Source organism: Brevibacterium aurantiacum, assembly GCF_007558825.1.
In the GTDB taxonomy this organism is placed as follows: domain Bacteria; phylum Actinomycetota; class Actinomycetes; order Actinomycetales; family Brevibacteriaceae; genus Brevibacterium; species Brevibacterium aurantiacum_A.
The window spans coordinates 100,558-119,000 of record NZ_VLTK01000012.1; the positions used below are offsets into that span (position 1 = coordinate 100,558).

Below are 18,443 nucleotides of genomic sequence, written 5' to 3' on the forward strand. Positions count from 1 at the left end.
GATTCAGACCTTGGTACGCACCGAACCGCCGGATAGGACGTGATCGGCCCAGGTGGCCAACCGGGATCGGTCGATCTTCGAATTGTGACGGATGTCGGTCGGGAACGCAGGAGCGACGAGCACCGCGGTGAGGTCGTGTCCGAGGACCTCGGCAACCAGCTCCCGCAGTCTCGACGTCAGGTCCAACGGTGCCAGGCCAGGGGAGAGATCGGTGCCTTCGGCATCGAGGACGGCCACCAGAGACTGTGTCCCGGTCGGGCCGATGCCCACGATCGAACTGCGCCTGACCTGCTCGTCGGAATCGATGAGCGCCTCGAGACCACCGGGGCCCACCGGCCCGCGAGGTGTGGTGACCACATGCTGCAGACGGCCTTCGAGCCAGACTCGGCCCTCGGCGTCGATGTGGCCGATGTCGTTCGTCCGGTGCCAGGTCCGACCGTCGAGGTCATCCCGAGCCGAGGCAGCGGTGGTCGCCCAGAGATTGTCGTAGCCGGACTTGATGTGGGCGGCGCTGACGACGAACTCGCCCAGGTGGCCCTGTGCCTCAACGCCTTGTTCCAGCGTGTCTGCAGACGAACCAGAGTCGTCGATCGCAGCCAGTGCCAGCTCGACGCCGTCGATGGGCCGGCCCACGCACACGCCGAGATTGGACGTGGCAGCCGCCGCGGTGACACCGGCACGGTCGATGTCGGTCAGGAGGAGGCCCTCGGTCATCCCATACGGCGAGTGGATGCTCGCGTTCGGGAACACCTCGGCGATGGAATCCATCAGATCCAGCGGTACGGGAGCCCCAGCCGAGAGCACGAGCTCGACCCGTGCACATGCGGCCCTCTGCTCCTCATCCAGGTCAGAGGCGGTGGCGGCGACATTCTTGTACGCAGCGGGTGAGGCGAAGACCATCGTGGAATGACCGGCGATGATCGCATCGGAGATGGCGCTGGCCGTCAGTGTCTTCGGTTTGGTCACGGACATGTCCGGAGTCACCGAGGTAGCCCCGATGGCCGGTCCCAGGAGAGCGAAGGGTGGGAAGCCGGCGACCAGGCCGGTGCCTTCGTGTACGTCGAAGACTCGGGTCAGGACTGCTGCAAGGGCGGAGATGTCGCCATGGGTGTAGCGCACGCCCTTGGCCGGTCCCGTCGATCCGGAGGTGAAGAGGATCGCGGCATCGTCGGTGGCTGCCGGTGTGGGCAGCTGCGCGTGGTGTGTGGTGCGCGAAAGCGCGGTCAGGCTGGTCTCGACCTTGAACAGTTTGGCCTGCACCGGTCCCAGAGGGGACACGGAGATGCGCCGGCCGGGCCAGTTGAAGGCACGGGCGAGGCCGAGTCCAGGCAGTTCCCCGATGATCCACTGCGGATCCGCCGAGGTGGTCGCCCGGGTCATGCCCTTCGGCCCCAGTCCGGCATCGGCGACGACCGCGACGGCACCGATCTTCAGGCACGCGTAGAGGGCCGCAGTGAGGTTGTTGCCGGGCGGGACGAGCATGGAGACCCGATCTCCGGGGCGCACGCCGAGTTCGAGCAGGCCGCCTGCGATGCTCGTCGTCACGTGCCAGAGATGACGCCAGGTGATCTGCTGCGCAGGATTCTGTGCGAAGTCCACCGAGGCGATGGATTCGTCGTCGTGGCGTGCGTCGAGGATCGCGGTGACTCCACGCGCAGGGGCTGCTGCAGACGTGTTCTCGGCAGCAGTTGTGCCGGAGGCGGCGTCTGCTCCAGCATCGTCGACGGGGAACTGTGTCTTCAGCCAGTCGATGACGACGCCGGCCACGTCGTAGTCTTCGCTGACTAAGTGGGAGCCCAGTTCGAAGCGGTGCACGTCGGCCTGGGGCAGGCGCTGACGCAGGTCACGCAGATAGCGTTCGAGGAAGACCGGGTCCTTCGGTCCCCACACCAGGAGAGCAGGGTGCTCGTAGGCCGCGATATCGGCACCGACGCGCTGCAGCTCCGAGTAGGACGGGTGGTTCTCGTTGACGGGGATGTCGGCGACGAAGCCGCCGATCCCGTGGCGCTGTGAGGCGTTCGCATAAGGGGAGCGGAAGGCGTCTTTGATCTCCGGGTCGAGATCGCCGAGGCCCATCGTCACCCGCAGGAATCCGTCGGTGACCACGGTGGCGGTCGGCAGCATGGGTCCGGCCAAGGTTGCCCGCAGCGGTGCCGGTATCGGGGCATCCTCGGGCTGGTGGACGGCCGTGTTCAAGCTGATCGACGCGGAGACCAGGTCGGTGTTGCGTGACGCCCACCCCAGGGACAGCACGCCGCCCCAGTCATGACCGATCGTCACGATCGGATGATCGGCCGACGCGGCTGCGTCGTCGGGTGCGGCGCTCGCGGCGCCTGCCGCCTCGTTGTGGGGCGCGGAACTGCCGGCCACCTCGGCGAGCAGGGCAGACACGACGGCGTCGAAGTCATCGATGCGCTGGGACATCCGGCGCACCTGGGTGCCGTGGGGAGTCGGCAGAGACTCATGTGCCAGCCGCTCCGAGAAGCCCATATCGAGCTGGTCGGGAGCGACGAGCCGCCACACTCGTCCGCCGGAACGGGCAGCGTCCACCGTCGCCTGGGCAAGGTGTCGCCACAGGTACGACCAGGTCGGATTGCCGTGCAGGGCAAGGATCGTGCCGCTGGGTTCAAGCCCTTCGGCGCGCAGCACCTCAAGGGTGTCGAGGACATGGAAGGAATGCGGCCCATCGGATGTCTTGGCCTCGACGATTCGGGACCAGGCGGGGTCCCACTCGGGCAGCTTCGGGGGAGCCTGAGCCGGCCGTGCAGGAATTATCATCGAACCTCTACCACTCGATTTCGGTCATTGCGGTGTTGAGTCCAGACCCGACTCCCATGCACAGGATGCGGTCGCCGGGTTTGAGGTGTGATGCCTCGCGGCTGAGCGTGATCGGCAGGGAAGCCGGTCCCACATTGCCGAGTTCGGGATAGGTGACCGGGATCCGATCGGGATCGAGGTTCGCGGCCTTCGTGATCGAGTTGACGTGCACGTCGGAGACCTGGTGCATGACGTAGCGGTCCATGTCGCGCCAGTTCCAGCCATCCTCGTGGGCTTCTTCCCACGCGGCGACCACGAGTTCCATGCCGCCGGCCAGCAGACCCTTGGTGTCGGTGAACATTCCGTTGTGATCGCCCACGCACAGTTCGTGGTGCTGGGTCGCGGCGCGGGTGATGCCGCCGAGGATGCGGTGGCCTTCCGGGTGCTTGTCGGCTGGCCCGAGGACGGCGGCGGAGGCACCGGATCCCAGTGTCAGGGAGGCGAACTCGTTGAGGTACTCCTCGCGGTTGATGCCGGGGCGCGTCAGTCGGCGCAGTGTGGCCTCTTGGACGCGGGAGGCATCCTCGCCGGCGACGACGAGAGCGTATTCGATCTGGCCGGCGTCGATCATGTTCGCGGCCAGGGTCATTCCGTTGACGAAGCCCAGGCAGGCGTTGGCGATGTCGAAGTTCATCGCTTGGGAACCCAGGCCGATGCCGGCGTGCACGCCGACGGCCACAGAGGGCTCGAGGTGCTCACGCGTGACCGAGGTGTTGACCATCAGTCCGATCGAGTCGGGGGAGACCCCAGCCTCGGCGAGGGCCTTCTTGCCAGCGGCGATCGCACCGTCGGCGAACTGATTCGGCTGATCCCAGTTGCGTCGCGCGTAGACTCCCGCGACGCGCTGCAGCAGCCCGGTCGGCAGGTTGAGCATGGACAGGGTATCGGCGAGGCGCTCGTCGAATTCTTGAGAGGTCACTTCGTTCGGGGCGAGGATCTCAGTCAGGCCGAGAAGCGCCACGTTCGAGTGCCGGAATGTTGCGTTGCCATTCGCCAATTGAGGTTCTCATCCCTTTGCGGGTCGTTCGTCGTCGTCTGCTGAAGGCCGATGCGACGCACTCCTGAAGCGCGCCACGACGGGGAAGTCCGGAGACTATCTTATATCCCTCAAGCTGAATTGTTTCTCAGCGAGTGAACCAGGTGAATCCGTCATAGGCCATTCCGGTCGCGCAGAGGACCGCGATCCCGGCCAGAATGATCGACGTCACGGTGTGCGAAACCTTCGAAGACTGAAAGCGAACGGCACGCGAATGGGACATGGGACGGTCGGTGACGAAGCGTCCGAACTGGACGAAGATGCGCCAGTCCATGACGTCGATGAGTGACTTGGCCGCCAGAGTGAAGACGATGATGCAGCCGACGCCCATGAGGATCAGGAAGATGAAGCCCATGAACCCGAATTCGCGGAAGAACTCGACGACGCGATCGGCGATGGCGGTGGCGAAACCGGTGAATCCTTCGCTGAAAGGCAATGCGGCGAAGGAATCGGTGATGCGGCCCAGCGTGAATCCGTCGCGTTCGGTCTGCTCGGCGCCGATGAACATGGCGACGGAGGCGGCCAGAGCCACGAGGAGATTGATGATCGTGATCGTCGAATTGTCCGGCCAGAAATCGAGGGACTTCAGCGTGTAGGTCGATGCCAACGCCACACAGATGATCGCGCCGGCCAGTGCGCCGACCGTAGCGGGGAGGAGGAGATTGTTGAAGAACACGAACGCGATGACGGCGATGAGGGCAGCGCCGAAGATATACGTGAACACCGCCAGAGTGTCACCGTTCGAGGAGGTGGCCGCGCGACGGTTCGTCTCGACCATCTGCCCCGACTGGCCGATGTTGTCTCTCAGCTCCGCCTTCGTGGCCCGCGAATCGGTGTCGGCCCCTGTCGCGGGAAGCACACGAGTCTCGTCCTCGCTCATACCGTAGACGCGCTCGGGTTGTTGGGGATAGGCGCGGGTCGTTTGATCGTAGGCCTGCGTCGGCTGATTGTAGGCACGCGTCGACTGGTCGTAGGTGCCGCCTCGCGGTCGCGCGCCCGGCGCGTATCCCTGCTGACCGTAGCCACCGGGGCCGTACCCAGGCTGCTGCGGCGCCTGTCCGCCCTGGGATCGACGCTGCGGAGCCGGCTGCCATCGCCCGATACGCGACGCGATCAGGTAGATGACGAGAACGACGAGTGCTGCGAGGACTCCGATTGAGATGCTGGCTCCGAGCTCGCTCATGAGGGACTTCCTGGGGATGGACAACGATGGTCGTGTGCTCAGTCTAAGGAGGATCGGCCAGGTAATCACGTTTGAGCGCCGCAACACACCCGGAGACCGGCGAAGACGCACCCGAGAATGGCATCGGTGCCCCAACGCGCGGGTAGGGTGAGATCACGACCGGATATGACCTCGGCACCGCCGAGGACCGCCTAGCATTCGAAGGAGAATTGCGATGAGCAACGCCCAGGCATTCACGACATCGGCCATGCCCTTGGACCAGCAGATCGTCCTCGTCACCGGGGCCGGCCGCGGGGTCGGATCATCCATCGCGAAGGCCTTTGCTCATGAGGGATCGGCGCTCGTCATCAACTATCGCTACTCTGCCGAGGCCGCGGAGGAGCTCGCCGAGGCCATCCGTGCTCGCGGTGGTCGTGCAGTGGCCATCGAGGCCGATGTCACCGACTCGCGCGCAGTCGACGCCATGCTCGCAGCTGCACACGCCGAGTTCGGGGCGCCCGTGTCGACGGTGGTCAACAACGCACTTGTCGACTTCTCCTTCAACGGCGAGGAACGGCAGCCGGCAGACGAAATCGACTTCTCCGATTTCACCGACCAGTTCCGTGGAGCCGTCGGAGCGGCGCTCAACACTGTCCAGGCGGCAATGAGCGGATTCCGCGAAATCGGCTCGGGACGGGTCATCAACATCGGATCCAACCTCGTGCAGAACCCCGTTGTGCCCTACCATGACTACACCGCAGCGAAGGCAGCCCTGCTGTCCTTGACGAGGACCTTCGCCAAGGACCTCGGGCCAGCGGGAGTCAGGGTGAATATGGTCTCCGGTGGGCTGCTGCGCACCACCGATGCCTCCTCGGCGACTCCGGAAGAGGTCTTCGACCAGATTGCGGCCCAGACTCCGCTGGGACATGTGACGACTCCGGAGGAATTCGCCTCGGCGGTGGTGTTCTTCGCATCACCGGCCTCACGAGCGGTGACGGGTCAGAACCTCGTCGTCGACAATGGCCTGGTGATGGGCTGAGGCGCCAACGGCAATCCCAACACATTCAGCTGAATCGTCGCCGGAGCCGATCCCGCCGGCGAGGGCCGACCCTAACATTGAGAGCCGACTCCAGCGGCGGCGGGCGACTTCAGGGAGTCGGCTCTCAACGGTGCGGTCGGCTTTCGGCAATGTGTTTCTTGATGGCAGAAAACATGTCGCTGCGGAAGAGGTCGGCCCAGACCAAATTGAATACCGCGAACCCGGCATTGGCGAGCCGCATGTGCCGAGCGTGGTTGTCCTTGCTTGCTCGATCTGGTCCATTCTCATTGAGGTAGTACTTGCCCAGACCGTGGAACTCCACGATCAGCGGAAGTCGTGCGTGCTTGAAGTCGCATCTGCCGAGAAATTTCCCAGTGCGATCGTGCACCGCTACCTGCGGGATCATATCTGCAATCGAGAATCTGTGGAACTTCACTGCACAGAGTGACTCGCCCTGGGATTCGTGCAGCGGATCGGACAGTGCGAGGCCTTGTTGCGCAACTCTGCACCCTCTTCGCCGAATCTTCATCTGCTCGAGAAGCTCGGGCTTGCTGATGTTGCCGACCCGAAGGGCCTCGGAAATCATCGGAACCGAAATCTCCAGCGGGTAGTCATGGGCGATGTCGGAAAGTGTGCGCGACAGACCTGTGACCGCATAATCGCCGACGGTGGTCCGGTCCGTCAGGGGAACCGTGCGGTCATAGATGCGCAATGTGGGGAAGTTTTCGTGGTATCCGGTGCGGATGATCTCGGCCTGGTCGGTTGCCGGGAACGGCGGGCGAATGCCGTGAATCAGCGCGGCAGAGATGTGGGAGTAGACATCACCGGAGTGGAGCTCGAGCAGTCGCGAACGAATCAATGGCTTGAGATTTTCCGTCCGGTCTCGGATGTCGCCAAAAGTCTTGGGATAAGAGATCGGCTCGGCAGCACCAGGCGAGTGGAGAACGGCATGTTGCGGTGAATTGCAGGGGCTGACCACGGCATAGTGCCCGCGCCGAATTCTTCGCAGGCAACACTGCTGCGCTCGGCGGACATCGTCGTCGGTCAAGCCGAATCTGAGCAGGTCCTGCTTGATGTATACCTGAACCATTTAAAGATAATGGCACCAAACCACATCAAACGCAATGAAACAATACAAAAAGACGTCAACACATCCACAGATCCCGCTCCATTTATAGCCGGGAAGTCGTCGAGAGCAGACCGGAGCGCCGTCGGGTGACTTCAGGGAGTCGGCTTTGGTCGGTGCGCTCGGCTCTCGGCGCCACGGTCCGCTTTCGACGTTTGTTGGGTGAGAGAGGGGATTGGTGGGCGGTTGTCTTGGTGGCTTGGGCCTTCGTTGAGGTGAGAACCAGCAGTGACGGGTCAGAACCTCGTCGTCGACAATGGCCTGGTGATGGGCTGAGGCGAGCCGGGCTCAGGCTCGGTCGAGGAACGCCAGACTTCGGTCGAGGAGCAGCTGAGCGCTGTCCTCCCGGAAGTCAGCGACCAGCGGATCGCTGAAGAGGTGACTCCCGCCCGGGTAGAGGAAATACTCCGCCTGTGCCCCCGCTCGGGCAGCCGACTCCAACAGAGTCTGTGGCGCCGCTGCGTCTCTCCACTCGTCATCGACTGAGAAATGGATCTGGACGGGCACATTCTCCTGCCATCGGGTGGGCTTGGGGAAGCCGCCACCGTGGAAGAGGAGCGCGCCGCGTGCCCGCGCGTCGTTCTTGCCCAACTGCTGGGCGATGCCGGCACCGAGGGAGAGCCCGGCGAAGACGATCTCACCAGTCAGGTCAGCACAGGCCGCGGCGGCCCGATCGACGAGCTGAGAGAACCCGACGTCCTGTGAGTGGCCGACCCCGGCCTCGGCGGTGGTGAATGTGCGTCCCTCGTAGACATCGGGGGCGAGCACGGTGTGCCCGGCGGCTCTGTAGCGATCGGCGATCGCTTCGATGCCGGGAGTCTTGCCCAGTGCGGAATGGAGCAGAACGAGGGCTGCCATGGCGATCTCCTGTTATCTCAGTTGAATACAGCTCTGCCGAGGCTCGAGGTATGACTCAGCGGCTGCGGCCGTGCGGGATGGCGAAGGAGTCAGCCTGTGCCGTCTCCCAGTCGGCAGCCCAGTCATCAGGAGCGCCGTTGAGCAGTTCGCCGGGCTTGAGCCAGTCGTAGAGCCGAGCGTAGGACCACGACTCAGACTCCGAGACATTGCGGCGCAGCATCGTCGGTTCCAACTCATCAGGATGGGCCACGCCCATCGAAGCCATCAGGCGCACGGCCTCGGTGACAGTGCCGTCGTGGTAGTTCTTCACGCGGGTCGACTTGTCGGGAACATCGATGGCGCGAGCTCGACGGGGATCCTGCGTGGCCACGCCGACGGGACACTTGCCTGTGTGGCAGACCTGAGCCTGAATGCAGCCGACGGCCATCATCATGGCGCGAGCTGCCATCGTGAAGTCGGCACCCTGGATGAGTCGCTTGACGATGTCGGAGCCGGCCGCGATCTTCCCTGCCGCACCGATCTTGATGCGATCACGCAGTCCCGCACCCATGAGCGCGTTGTGCACGATCATCAGGCCCTGTGTAAGGGGCAGGCCGACGTGGTTCTCGAATTCGAGCGGTGCCGCTCCCGTGCCGCCCTCAGAGCCGTCGACGATGATGAAATCGGGAGTGATGCCGGTCTCGAGCATTGCCTTGCAGATGCCGAGGAATTCGGTGCGCGAACCCACACAGAGCTTGAAACCAGCAGGCTTGCCGCCGGAGAGCTTTCGCATCTGCTCGATGAACGCCAGGAGCTCAATCGGCGTCGAGAACACGGTGTGGTTCGGCGGGCTGACACAGGTCTTGCCGACGGGGATGCCGCGGATCTCTGAGATCTCCTCGGTGACCTTCGGGCCGGGCAGGACGCCGCCGAGGCCGGGCTTGGCACCCTGGGAAAGCTTGAGTGAGACCATCTTGACCTGTGGGTCCTGTGCCTTCTGTGCGAAGACATCCGGAGCGAATTCGCCCTCGGGGGTTCGGAAGCCGAAGTAGCCGGTGCCGATCTCCCAGATCAGGTCGCCGCCGAACTCTTGGTGGTAGGGCGTGATCGAGCCTTCTCCGGTGTCCTGGGCGAACCCACCCAGGGCGGCGCCTTTGTTGAGCGAGCGCACCGCATTGTCGCTCAGCGATCCGAAGCTCATGGCCGAGACGTTGAGGAGCGAGATGTCATAGGGCTGTGTGCATTCCGCACCGCCGACACGGATCCGCGGGGGAGTCGGGGAGTTCGTGATCGGAACCGTGGAGTGCATGAGGGCCTCGTAGCCCGTGCGATTGACGTCGCGTTCAGTGCCGAAGGCGCTTTCGGAGTGCTTGCCTTTGGCGCGTTCGTAGATTATTGCGCGAGTGTTGCGATTGTACGGACGGCCATCCCAGTTCCGCTCGATGAAGTACTGCTGGATCTCTGGGCGAATCGACTCGAGCAGATACCGTGCGTGACCGGCGACCGGATAGTTGCGGAGGATCGAATGCTTCTTCTGGGTCACATCCCAGGCGGCGAGGGCGCCGAGGCCGAGCGCTGAGACGGCGGCAGCGGCCTGAGCCACGCGCTTCCCTGTTGAGTCTCCTCCGAGCTGGCTGACCATGGGGTACCGACCTTTCCTTGAACTTCTTCGGTCTGTGCTTGATGCGAGCCTAAACCGAGAACACGGGGATTTCAGGAAAGGGTGGGCTAAATTTCCGAGCGTCTGACTCAGAACAGTCGTGTGAGCAGCGCCTGGACCAGTTCATCGAGCTGGAGGGAGTAGCCGATGATGAGCAGGAACCCTGTGGCAATCCACGCGACTTCCTTCCAGGAGTCGTAACCGCGGAGAGGGCGGTTGTCGTAGCGAAGTCCGCCGGCCATGACGATGACGAGGTCGATGACCCACCACAGGCCCAGTCCGCCGAGGCTGACCAGCTTGAGCCCGCCGGTGAGGAAACGTCCCGTGTAGAGGCGGTCGGCACCGAGGAATCCCAGCAGGAGCGATAGGAGCCAGGTGACGAAGAAGGAGCGGTTGGCATGGTTGTGCTCGGCCTCATTGTCGGAGTTCGGTCGATTCACGGAACCCGGACGTTCAAGGGAGTCAAGGGAATCGAAGGGGCCGATGGAGGGCAGTTCGGGGACCAGAGGCGACACGGACACGGTGTTCTCCTTCTCTTGCGTCGCCGCTCTCCGTGGAGCGATCGACGTGATGTGATCGACGTGCCGCGGAGAACCGGGGGATGGGCGTCAGGTGGGGGACCTGAGTACAGCCTAGGAAACAGGTGAGTGTTCGCGCATTGGGGTTTTCCCCAGTATCGGCATAGCGTTGGGTCTATGAGTACTGGTGAGCCGAGCGCGACGAGTACTCGGCGAACCATCGTGGCGGTGTTCTTGGCCGGAGTTTCGGTCTTCCTCGTGCTCTATGAGACGCAGGGACTGCTCCCCGCCATCCGCGGCGCCTACGGCATCGACGCTCCCACCGCGAGCCTGACGGTCTCTGCCACCAATGTTGCCATGGCCGTATTCCTCATCCCGTTCTCCATGCTCGCCCCGCGCATCGGGCATGCCAGGCAGATCGCCGGCGGCGTGATCCTGGCCGCAATCCTCGCGCTCATCCTGCCGTTCATGCCGAGCCCCGAACTGCTCATCGCCGTCCGCTTCCTCCAAGGCGTGGCGATCGCCTCGGTGCCTGCCACCGCAATGGCCTATCTTTCGCTGCGGCTGCCGGCGAAGGCACTGCCCGGCGCGATCGGCGTCTACATCGCCGGCAACACGATCGGCGGACTCGCCTCCCGGCTCCTGACCGGTCTTGCCGCGGAGGGCCTCGGCTGGCACGGCGGCCTGGCGTTCACCGCGGCAGTCTCTCTGGTCTTCGGGCTCATCGTGGTCTGGCTGCTCCGCCACGATCTCTTCACCACCTCACGAGTGATCGCCGCCCGCGAATCGTCGGCGACCGAGCTGGAGTCGGCGACCACGCCGGAACCGTCGGCGACAGCGGAGACCGCACAGCCGCCTCGGGGGGCGATCATTCCGCTGGGATCGGGGCTGTGGCGGATCTACCTCACCGGCTTCCTGTGCATGATCGTCTTCGGCGGGTCCTTCACGATGCTCGGCACTCGGCTGCAGCACGATCCTTGGCGACTGAGCGAAGGTGCGGTCGCACTGTTCTTCCTCATCTACCTCGTCGGCACCGTCGTCACCACGTATTACGGTCGGTTGGCCACGAAACTCTCGCGCACCTCGTTGACGCTGATCGGCATGGTCACAGCGCTTGTCGGCGCCGGACTCACTCTCGTCGACAATCTGCCGGTGATCGTCATCGGCATGTCCCTGCTCACCGGCGGTTTCTTCCTCGGCCACACGGGCGCATCCGCGTCAGCCAGCGCCTCACGACCCGGTGTCGACTCCACCCGATCGGCGGCCATCTACCTCACCGTCTACTATCTGGGCACCAGCCTGGGCGCCTGGCTGTCGGCGGTTCTGTTCACCGATTTCGCGTGGCCGGGCGTGGTCGTCATGTGCATGACCTCATTGTTCGCCGTTCTGATCTTGACGTTGACCGGGGCTTCGATAGGGTTCAAGAAACGCAGCTGATCATTCGTTCAGCTTTGGAACCGGAGGACTTCATGCCCCACGCAGCACATTCGAACGTCACCTATACGATCGACCGGGGGGTCGCCCATGTGGAGATCGACCGCGCCGAGAAGCTCAACTCACTGACCAGAGAGGTGTTCGAGGACCTCGTCGAGGTCGGCCTCGCGCTCAGGGAATCGACTGAGGTCAGGGCCGTCGTGCTCTCCGGTCGCGGGCGGGCATTCAGTGCTGGCCTGGACTTCACCGAGATGTCCAGGCTCGCGGAGGAAGGCACCGCGACGACCTCCGCCGAGGCGGGTGCGGGGTCCGAGTCATCGACCGAAGGCGCCGTCGACGTCGGTGAGCGGCTCGGGTCCGCTCGGGCACTGGCGCAGAAGGCAGTGCACGTGTGGTCCCTGATCGAGGTTCCGGTCATCGCCGGGCTCAGGGGTCCGGCGCTCGGCGGCGGGATGCAGATCGCGCTGGGCACGGACATCCGCATCGCCGGACCCGACGTCCAGCTTTCACTGATGGAGATCAAATGGGGGATCATCCCGGACATGTGCGGGACCCAGCTGCTGCCGCGCCTGGTCGGGCCCGGAACGGCGAAGAAGCTCATCGCCACAGGCGAGGCAATCGGCGCCGAGGAGGCGCTGCGGATCGGTCTCGTCGAAGAGCTGGCCGAGGACCCGGTAGAGCGAGCTCTCGAACTTGCCGCCGACATCGCGGGGAAATCACGCTCGGCACTCGTGTGGGCGAAGAAGCTCGTCGACCTCTCCTATGAGGCCGACTTGGCCACGGGTCTCGATGCGGAGCAGGAGGCGCTGGCCTCCCTCATCGGCACCGACGAGCAACGCGAGGTCGTCACGGAACGGCTGGCGCGCATGGCCAATCGGACGAAGGGCTGAGGCGCAGTGAGGCAGTTGTGATGTGCGGACTGCTCACCCGCGACGGGCTGGCGCGGCTCAGCCGTGTCTGCCGGGGAACTCCGGGCGGACCGGGTCGATGCTCCGTTCGGATCCGACCACCTCGGCGACGGTGTCGAACGTGTCGAGCTCGCGCATGAGCACGAGTGTTGGGCGCATCAGCTTAAGACGCTCCTCGGCTTCGGCGGTCAGGATCTGAGCCACCGACATCCATTCACTCGAATGCGCCTCGGTGGTCTGATGACGGGCCGACTCAAGGTCGCCGGCCGAAAGCGCGTAGAAGTAGGTGTCGAATCGCTTCGGGCGCCCTGCCGGGGTCACCCAGTTCGCCCACGGCTTCAGTCCTGCCGGGTCGAGCACGGCTCCTGTCTCCTCTTCGACCTCACGCACAGCGGTGGCGAGCAGGATGCGCCAACCATCGGCCACCTCGGCGATGGTGGAGTCCTTCCACGCTGCCTGATGACTCTGCGCATCGGGGACTGCGATGGAGGCTGCGGTCTGCTCATCGATGGGATCGACGCGGCCGCCGGGGAAGACGACGACGCCGGCGGCGAAGTCCATCGTCGACACCCGGTGCTGGACGAAGACCTCGAGCCCGGTGGCACCGTCGCGGATCATGAGCACGCTGACGGCGGGCTTGATCGGCACGGCCGAAGGGTCGGGCACATCAGGTCCGCGGCTGGAGGAATCGGCGAGGTCCGAACGGTCGGACCCCTCGGGGGAGATATCTCGAATCACTGTCAGCACCTTCGCCTCTGTGTCTGGTCGTCACCTTCCATTATGACTGTGACTGTTGTCCTCGGCGGAGGCGGGGTGGGCCGCAGGGCGATCTCCTTGGGAATCATGCGGCAGGATACGATGGTGCCAGACGAGACCGACGGCGAATTTCTCAAGGCAGCTTGAGCTCTGGTGCCTGAGAGTCTGAGCGCGGCACCCGGCGTTGACGGCCCGCAGACCGGAAGAGTAAGGACATGACCGGATTGGAGAACTATCTTTTCTTCTCAATCGATCAGGCGTGGCCAAACTGGCTGATTTTCACACTTCTGGCGATCGACATGATTATCCGCATCGTTGCGCTGGGCTGGATTCCGCACAACCGCAGACCATCAGTCGCGCTCGGCTGGCTGCTCGCAATCTTCCTCATCCCCTACGTCGGAATTCTCGCGTTCCTGCTGCTCGGCTCAGCGAAGCTGCCGAAGAGGCGGCGGGACAAGCAGGTGCTCGTCAACGACATCTTCCGGGACCAGACCGATGATCGGGCGATCATCGGCGACTCCGCCCAAATGACCGAACCGCTGAGCACCGCAGCGCAGCTGAACTTCGAACTGGGCGCGCTGCCGATGACGCACGGCAACGCCTTCGACCTGCAGATCGACAACCATGCCTGCATGGAGGCGATGGCCGACCAGATCGATGCGGCCACCCGGTTCGTTCACTTCGAGTTCTACATCGTCGCCATCGATGACACGACGAGGCGGCTCTTCGAATCGCTGCTGGCCGCGCACGAGCGCGGGGTTCAGGTGAAAATCCTCATCGACCATCTGGGCTCACTGGGATATCCCGGCTATTCGGAGCTGGTCAAGCGGCTCAACTCATCGGGAGTGGCGTGGCGCCGAGCCCTGCCGATCCGTCCCTGGAAGGGCGAATACCAGCGACCCGATCTGCGCAACCACCGGAAGATCCTCGTCGTCGACGGCGAGGTCGCCTTCACCGGGTCGCAGAACATCATCGACCGGTCCTATAACAAGCGACGCAACCGGCGGAAGGGCTTCCAATGGATGGACTTGTCGCTGAAGTGCAGCGGCCCAGTCGTCGATGAACTCAATGCGGTCTTCATCACGGACTGGTATTCGGAGACGGGGGAACTCTTCGACGAAGCCTCGCAGGAGGAACCCCGGGCACCGCAGAACGGCGGCATCCAGGCGCAGGTGGTGCCGTCGGGACCAGGGTTCGAAGACGAGAACAATCTGCGTCTGTTCAACCACCTCATCTACAACGCGAACCGCAGCGTCGTCGTCTGCTCACCGTACTTCGTGCCCGACGAATCGCTCATGCACGCGCTCACGACAGAGGCCCGGTCCGGGGTCGACGTGCGCCTGTATGTGGGGGAGACGAGCGACCATTGGGTGACGCAACGGGCCCAGCAGTCCTATTACGCTGATCTGGTGCGAGCCGGTGTCCGGATCTTCCTGTACCACGCCCCGACCGTTCTGCATTCGAAGTTCCTCATGATCGACGATGAAGTCTCGATCATCGGATCCTCGAACATGGATGAGCGATCGTTCGCGATGAACATGGAGGTCACTATGTTCATCGTCGACAAGGAGTTCACCCAGCGGATGTACGACCTCGAAGCGCAGCGGTACGCGCCGAACTCCGTTGAACTCGACGCCGAACGCTGGAACGATCGGCCGCTGCTGCACAAGTATGTGGAGAACGTCGCCAGGCTCACGAGCTCGCTGCTCTGAACTGCGCCGGATACGACAACGCTCCCGCACACCGATCAGTGTGCGGGAGCGTTGTCTTCTCAGAGTCTCAGGTGTCTTCGGAGAGTCCGGATGGGCCTTCGTCATCGAGATCGCGCATGGGGTCTGCGACGACATCGTCCTTGACCTCAGGGGTGCCGGTGGACGTGGCGCCTGGGGTCCCAGCCGACTTGCTGCCCGCGGCGCCTGCACCTGCTCCTGCCGCACCGGCTCCTGCGGCGGAGTTGACCTTGTCGGCTGCTGTCTGCACGGCATCGGCGACGGCCGGTGACTTGTCGCGGATCGACTGGTTGGCCTTCTCGACGGTGTCCTGCACTCGCGGGTCGGCCCAGAGATCCTGTGCCTGGGCCTTAAGCTTTTCGTAGCTCTGACGTCCGGTGCGTGATCCGAGCACGTATCCGACTCCCAGACCTGCCAGGAGAATCAATCGCTTCTTCATTTTCCTGCTCTCCTTCTCAGCTTGCCGTGACTGCATGCAACACGTGTGAGTGCGCAGACCGACGACGATCGACGATCGTGCGCATCGGCACCGTGCCCTGGTTCACCACCTTATACCGCCGATGGTTCCACAGTGAAAGGACATCGTCTCAGATTTGTGGAGAAGATACAGCTCTACGGCGTTCAGCCCACCGTGGGCTGCTGCTGGGTGATGCAGTGGATCCCACCGCCGCGGGCGTAGAGTTCGCGTGCATCGACGCCGACGACCTTGCGCCCTGGGTACACCTTCTCCAGGACGGCGACCGCTTCGGCGTCCATCGGATCGTCGAAGGTGCAGGCGATGACCCCGTCATTGGTGACCAAATGGTTGACGTAGGAGTAGTCGACCCAGTCGTCATCATCGCGCAGCACCTCGGGGGCCGGAATCGGCACGACGTGGAAAGGCTGGCCTTCGGCAGTGGTCTCGGCGGTGAATCGGGTCTTGAGCTGTTGACTGAATTCGAAGTCCGGGTGCTCGGGATTGCGCTGATCGTGGATGAGGATGACGCCCGGACTGGGCATGGCCGCGACGATGTCGACATGGCCGCGCGTGCCGAAGGTCTGGTTGTCGCGGTAGAGGCCGTGGTCGAGCCAGATGACCTTCTTCGCCCCGATGGTACGGGCGAATTCGGCTTCCACCTCGGCCTCGGTCAGGTCGGGATTGCGGCCCGGATCCAACTGCACGCTGCGTGTGGCCAACACGGTGCCCTGTCCGTCGATGTGGATGCCGCCGCCCTCATTGCGCAGCTGGGAATCCACGATCGGGACGCCTGCCTGGTTCGCGACGAAGCGCCCGATGTGCTGATCGTGATCCCACTTTGCCCACTCCTGGGCACCCCAGCCGTTGAACACCCAGTCCACCGCGTGCAGTGCACCGTTGTCGTCGACGACGAAGCTCGGTCCGATATCGCGCATCCACGCATCGTCGAGTTCGGCATTGACCACAGTGATCGGATGGCTGATCCCCTCGCCGAGGTGGCGGCGGGCATTGTCCGTCTGCGAGGTCGAGACGACGACGGTCACCGGAGTGAACTCGCTGGTGGCACGCGCCACCGCGGCCCAGGTGCGGCGTGCGGCTTCGGCCACGTCCTCGGTGTCGCCCAAGGCATAGCCGGAAGATGGGAATGCCATCCAGATGCGGTCATGGGCAGCGGTTTCCGCGGGCATGTGAAACGTCATCGTTCATCCCTTCGAGTCTGGCTGACTGTTGAGCCTCGTGGTCGGTTGAGCCTCGCACCGCAGTGAACCCTCCCCGGTGCCGCAGACAGCAGTTGGCTTGTCCCGAGTGTAGCGAGGTTCGGCTCGTGGGGGTCAACGGATTCCGTACCTCCCGGGACCCGTCTGCGGCGGGGGGAGTCCGTATAGTCTGGCGTGGAAGACAGGACGCCTGGATATCAGGGTTCGAACGCGCCATGGGAGGCAGCACGTGGAACAGCAGGATCTGCAGGAATTGTTCGGTCGGTCCGGGACCGGTCCGTTGGCGGGAGTGGTCGTTGCCGACTTCTCGCGGGTGCTGGCGGGGCCCTACGCGACGATGATGCTTGCCGACCTCGGTGCCACAGTGATCAAGGTCGAGGGCAGGGCCGGTGACGATACACGGCACTGGGCGCCACCTCGGCGAGGCGATGATGCGACGTATTTCCTTACGGCGAATCGGAACAAGCATTCCGTGGTCCTTGACTTCAAGGACGATGAGGAGCTGGGCCTGGCGCAGGAGCTGGCCAGACGGGTCGACATTCTGGTGGAGAATTTCAAAGCCGGCGGGCTGGCGAAGTACGGGCTCGACTACGACGCCGTCAAAGCCGCGAATCCGGGCATCATCTACGCCTCGGTGACTGGATTCGGCAGGGACAACCCGCAGCCCGGCTACGATCTGCTCATCCAGGGACTGTCCGGTTTCATGAGCGTGACCGGTTCGCAGGAGTCGGGCCCGGTCAAGGCAGGGGTCGCCGTCGTCGACGTGTTCACCGGCTTGCACACGACCGTCGGCATCCTCGCCGCGCTCGCCCACCGCAAGGACACCGGTGAAGGGCAGCTGGTGGAGACGAATCTTCTGTCCTCGGCACTGTCGGGGTTGGCGAACCAGACCTCAGCGTACGTGGCCGGCGGTGTCGTCCCGCAGGCGATGGGCAACGCCCACCCGAGCCTGTACCCCTACCAGCCGATGCCCACCGCCGAGGGGCAGATCATCATCGCCGTGGGCAACGACAACCAGTTTCGGTCCCTGGCCGCGGTGTTGGGCCATCCCGATTGGGCCGAGGATGAACGCTTCGCGAACTTCTCCGACCGCAATGAGAACCGGGCCGAACTCGAGCCCGAACTCATCAATGCGCTGAGCGAGAAGACGAATCAGGAATGGTTCGACATCCTGTCGGCTGCTGGTCTGCCGTGCGCTCCGATCAACACGATCGCCCAGGGCGTCGACCTGGCGACCTCTCTGGGTCTCGAGCCCGTCGCCGAGGCGGGGGCCGGGGAACGTGTGATCCCGACGGTGGCCAATCCGATCCGTCTGTCCCAGACCCCGCCCAGCTACGATCTCGCGCCCCCGCAGCTGGGGGAGAGTACGGAGGCAGTCAAGGACTGGCTGCGCAGCCAGCGCTGAGTGCAGTCATTTCACCGTCATTGCCCGGGTCATGCCCGGAGTCATGCCCAGTGCTGCCCGTGTGCCGGCTCCGGTTGATGCCAGTTATGCGTTCCCACAGCTGTTCTCGCAGGTCGGGTTCGTGAAACACAGGGGATGCTCGGGCTGAACTTCCGGATTCACTGACGTACCCTAGAGTCTGTATGAATGCACCCTAGCCACTGGGGAGATCCTGAGCAGTCCAGTTCTGGTCAAGGCGGATTTCGCAAAGTGGCGCACCAGATTCCAGGACTGAGATGGACACAGACAAGACTGAGACGAAGGCCGCCAAGCGGCCGGTCGTCAAACGCGTGCTGATGGTT

16 protein-coding genes are annotated in these 18,443 nt (G+C 64.0%); 6 read left to right on the forward strand and 10 right to left on the reverse strand.

The window, feature by feature from the left end; translation table 11 throughout:
- Positions 1 to 3: 3 nt before the first annotated feature.
- The 3 genes from FO013_RS17955 to FO013_RS17965 all read right to left on the reverse strand — a co-directional run bounded on the left by FO013_RS17955 (position 4) and on the right by FO013_RS17965 (position 5,036).
- Positions 4 to 2,778: an alpha/beta fold hydrolase gene (locus FO013_RS17955; protein WP_143923928.1), complete on the reverse strand. Its 2,775-nt coding sequence runs from the start codon at positions 2,776 to 2,778 to the stop codon at positions 4 to 6.
- Positions 2,779 to 2,785: 7 nt separating this feature from the next.
- A complete protein-coding gene (locus FO013_RS17960; RefSeq protein ID WP_143923929.1) occupies positions 2,786 to 3,814 on the reverse strand; it encodes a 3-oxoacyl-ACP synthase III in 1,029 nt (342 codons plus the stop codon).
- A gap of 127 nt (positions 3,815 to 3,941) precedes the next feature.
- Positions 3,942 to 5,036, reverse strand: coding sequence for a hypothetical protein (locus FO013_RS17965; RefSeq protein WP_143923930.1), 1,095 nt, complete (start codon positions 5,034 to 5,036; stop codon positions 3,942 to 3,944).
- Between the two features lie 214 nt (positions 5,037 to 5,250).
- Between FO013_RS17965 and FO013_RS17970 the strand changes: the two genes are divergently transcribed.
- Entirely contained in the window at positions 5,251 to 6,054 is an 804-nt protein-coding gene (locus FO013_RS17970) for a 3-oxoacyl-ACP reductase (RefSeq protein ID WP_222103671.1), read from the forward strand.
- Positions 6,055 to 6,178: 124 nt separating this feature from the next.
- On the opposite strand, the gene FO013_RS17975 is transcribed toward FO013_RS17970, so the two are convergent.
- The 4 genes from FO013_RS17975 to FO013_RS17990 all read right to left on the reverse strand — a co-directional run bounded on the left by FO013_RS17975 (position 6,179) and on the right by FO013_RS17990 (position 10,198).
- Positions 6,179 to 7,102, reverse strand: a complete 924-nt coding sequence (locus FO013_RS17975; protein WP_260848250.1) for a hypothetical protein — start codon at positions 7,100 to 7,102, stop codon at positions 6,179 to 6,181.
- A 366-nt stretch (positions 7,103 to 7,468) separates the two neighbouring features.
- Positions 7,469 to 8,038, reverse strand: coding sequence for a dienelactone hydrolase family protein (locus tag FO013_RS17980; RefSeq protein WP_143923931.1), 570 nt, complete (start codon positions 8,036 to 8,038; stop codon positions 7,469 to 7,471).
- Positions 8,039 to 8,093: 55 nt separating this feature from the next.
- The gene (locus FO013_RS17985) at positions 8,094 to 9,659 is read right to left on the reverse strand and encodes an FMN-binding glutamate synthase family protein (protein WP_143923932.1); all 1,566 of its coding nucleotides are present in this window, start codon (positions 9,657 to 9,659) and stop codon (positions 8,094 to 8,096) included.
- A gap of 107 nt (positions 9,660 to 9,766) precedes the next feature.
- Complete coding sequence (locus tag FO013_RS17990) at positions 9,767 to 10,198, reverse strand: TM2 domain-containing protein (protein ID WP_260848251.1); 432 nt, start codon at positions 10,196 to 10,198, stop codon at positions 9,767 to 9,769.
- A 174-nt stretch (positions 10,199 to 10,372) separates the two neighbouring features.
- On the opposite strand from FO013_RS17990, the gene FO013_RS17995 reads away from it, so the two are divergent.
- Both FO013_RS17995 and FO013_RS18000 read left to right on the forward strand, forming a co-directional pair.
- Entirely contained in the window at positions 10,373 to 11,632 is a 1,260-nt protein-coding gene (locus FO013_RS17995; protein WP_143923933.1) for an MFS transporter, read from the forward strand.
- 32 nt (positions 11,633 to 11,664) lie between these two features.
- Complete coding sequence (locus FO013_RS18000; RefSeq protein ID WP_143923934.1) at positions 11,665 to 12,519, forward strand: enoyl-CoA hydratase-related protein; 855 nt, start codon at positions 11,665 to 11,667, stop codon at positions 12,517 to 12,519.
- A gap of 57 nt (positions 12,520 to 12,576) precedes the next feature.
- On the opposite strand, the gene FO013_RS18005 is transcribed toward FO013_RS18000, so the two are convergent.
- A complete protein-coding gene (locus tag FO013_RS18005) occupies positions 12,577 to 13,275 on the reverse strand; it encodes an NUDIX hydrolase (RefSeq protein WP_143923935.1) in 699 nt (232 codons plus the stop codon).
- Between the two features lie 42 nt (positions 13,276 to 13,317).
- Here FO013_RS18005 and FO013_RS22975 point away from each other — a divergent pair, with 42 nt between their 5' ends.
- Both FO013_RS22975 and cls read left to right on the forward strand, forming a co-directional pair.
- Positions 13,318 to 13,440, forward strand: a complete 123-nt coding sequence (locus FO013_RS22975; RefSeq protein ID WP_260848252.1) for a hypothetical protein — start codon at positions 13,318 to 13,320, stop codon at positions 13,438 to 13,440.
- 68 nt (positions 13,441 to 13,508) lie between these two features.
- Positions 13,509 to 15,005, forward strand: a complete 1,497-nt coding sequence (gene cls / locus FO013_RS18010; protein WP_143923936.1) for a cardiolipin synthase — start codon at positions 13,509 to 13,511, stop codon at positions 15,003 to 15,005.
- 67 nt (positions 15,006 to 15,072) lie between these two features.
- On the opposite strand, the gene FO013_RS22460 is transcribed toward cls, so the two are convergent.
- Entirely contained in the window at positions 15,073 to 15,462 is a 390-nt protein-coding gene (locus FO013_RS22460; RefSeq protein ID WP_186293189.1) for a YtxH domain-containing protein, read from the reverse strand.
- A gap of 182 nt (positions 15,463 to 15,644) precedes the next feature.
- Positions 15,645 to 16,679 carry an agmatine deiminase family protein gene (locus FO013_RS18020; protein ID WP_143923938.1) on the reverse strand — a complete coding sequence of 345 codons (1,035 nt, stop codon included), beginning with the start codon at positions 16,677 to 16,679 and terminating at the stop codon, positions 15,645 to 15,647.
- 247 nt (positions 16,680 to 16,926) lie between these two features.
- Here FO013_RS18020 and FO013_RS18025 point away from each other — a divergent pair, with 247 nt between their 5' ends.
- Positions 16,927 to 18,102: a CaiB/BaiF CoA transferase family protein gene (locus FO013_RS18025; protein WP_143923939.1), complete on the forward strand. Its 1,176-nt coding sequence runs from the start codon at positions 16,927 to 16,929 to the stop codon at positions 18,100 to 18,102.
- Positions 18,103 to 18,443 lie beyond the last annotated feature (341 nt).